At 70.8% G+C, this 2,163-nt stretch carries 1 protein-coding gene; it reads right to left on the reverse strand.

What is annotated here, in order from left to right:
• Window positions 1-32: 32 nt before the first annotated feature.
• Window positions 33-2,123, reverse strand: a complete 2,091-nt coding sequence (locus VK640_07310; protein ID HTE72991.1) for a bifunctional diguanylate cyclase/phosphodiesterase — start codon at window positions 2,121-2,123, stop codon at window positions 33-35.
• Between the last annotated feature and the right edge of the window lie 40 nt (window positions 2,124-2,163).

Raw genomic sequence — 2,163 nt, forward strand, 5'->3', positions numbered from 1 at the left:
ACAGCGACCGCTTCAGTGTGCGTGTCGCGCGGTCAGGACACGACGAACGATGCGCGCGGCTTTGGCACGACTGCCGAGCCGCGGGCTCCTGGGGTGTGCGACGGGCAACTGTCCGCGGGCCGAGGTCCGGCACCGAGGCGCGGGTCCGACGACGGTGGAACCGGCATCCCGTCGACCATCAGCGGTTCGGAGGCAATCAGCCAGACCAGGAAGTCGTCGACGGACATGGGACGGGCGATGGCGTAGCCCTGCGCCACGTCGCACCCAAGCTTGGCGAGCGCGGCACTCGTCGAGAGGTCTTCCACGCCCTCGGCGACCAGGTTTAGTCCGAGGTCGTGAGCGAGTGCGGCGGTGTGCTGCACGATGGCCGCGGCGCGGGGGTCGCTGTCGACATCCGCAGTCAGACTCCGGTCGAGCTTGAGCTCGTCAGCGGGCAGGTGCCGCAGGTAGGCCAGTGAGCTGTAGCCGGTTCCGTAGTCGTCGATCGACGTCCGGACGCCGAGCTGGCGCAACTCGGCGAGCACGGTCCGACCGCGCTCGGGATCGGCCATGAGGGTGTCCTCGACCAGTTCCAGCGTCAACGCCCGCGCCGGCAGTCCGTGCCGCATCAAGGCGGAGGCGACCTTGGCCGGCAGCTCCAGGTCGGTGACGTTCGCCGCCGACAGGTTCACCGATACCGGCAGTTCGGTGTCCGCCCACCAGCGTCGGGCCGCGGCCAGTGACAGCTCGAGCACCGTGTCGGCGAGCGGCCGCAGGAGGCCGGCCTGCTCCGCCGCCGGCAGCATGTCGGCGGGGGAAAGCATCCCTCGGGTCGGGTGGCGCCAGCGAATCAGGGCCTCGGTGCCCACGACCTGGCCGGTCCGGAGGTCCACCTGGGGCTGCAGGAAGATCAAGAGCTCGTCGCCCGAGAGCGCGGTCCGCAGGTCCTCCATGGTGCGCAGCCGGTCACCGCCGGCCGCCCGGGTGACGGGGTCGGCGACGTAGACATGGACGCCCTCGCGCCCGGCCTTGGCCGTGTACATCGCCACGTCGGCACAGTGCAGCAGTTCCTGCACGCTGGCTGCGGGCACGGGGGTGGCCGAGACGCCGATGCTGACGCCGACGTGCACCAGGGTGTCCTCCACCGTGAAGGGCTGGAGCAGCAGGTCGTGAAGGCGCTCGCCGAGGGCCCGCGCCTCGTCCAGGCCCGTGCCGGGCAGCAGGACGGCGAACTCGTCGCCACCAAGTCGAGCGAGAAGGTCGTCCGCGCGGAGGGAGTAGCGCAGGCGTGGGCCGACCTGACGCAGCAGGTCGTCGCCGGCGGAGTGCCCGAGGCTGTCGTTGACCTGCTTGAACCCGTCGAGGTCGAGCAGGAGCAGAGCCGCGGGACGGCCGGCGGTGGCCGAGGCAACGGTTCGCTCGGCCCGTTCCAGCAGTGCGCGGCGGTTGGCCAGACCGGTCAGCTCGTCGGTGCGGGCCTCCCGCTTCATCTGGTTGAAGCCACGGACCTCACGGAAGGTCGCGCCGATGCGCACAATGCCGGCCAGCACACACCCGATGGCCAGCCAGGCCGAGACGGCCGGCATCGGGTGGGTCCATCCCGAGGCGAGGACGCCGAGGCTGACCTGGGCGCAGATCAGGGGCACGGCGAGCAGTCGCCAGCCGAGGCGGGAACCTCCGTTGCAGTCTGACGGCGCAGGCCGCTCGCACGCACTGGTCGCCGCCACCGCGGCAAGGACCACGCCCACCAACCAGCCGAGCTCGAGCAGACCGCCATCCATGTACGCGCCCCGGACCTTCAGAGCGAAGAGCGTGACATCCGCCGCAAAGACGCACGCCAGTGCGACGGTGAGCACGAGCAGCGTCCTGTCGATACGTACCCCCAGAATGGCGCCGACGGCCACGAGCATGGCCAGCAGCAGGACGTCCGTGATCGGGCCCGTCAACTCGACCAGCGCGACTACCCGCTGGCCGGGACCGGGGTAGAGATACGGGCCCAGGACAAAGGCGACACCGGCTGACAGGCCGCCGAGCGCGCCGATGAGCCCGTCCAGCCACATGCTGGGGTGGAACCTGGCCACCCGCACCCGGATCAATCCGAGCACCGTCACGTACAGGGCGAGATAGCCGGCCAGGGAGACCACGTCCGCCGGGAACGACGACGGTCCGTTACCGTGGATGCCG

The organism is Actinomycetes bacterium, from assembly GCA_035489715.1.
Taxonomy (GTDB): domain Bacteria; phylum Actinomycetota; class Actinomycetes; order JACCUZ01; family JACCUZ01; genus DATHAP01.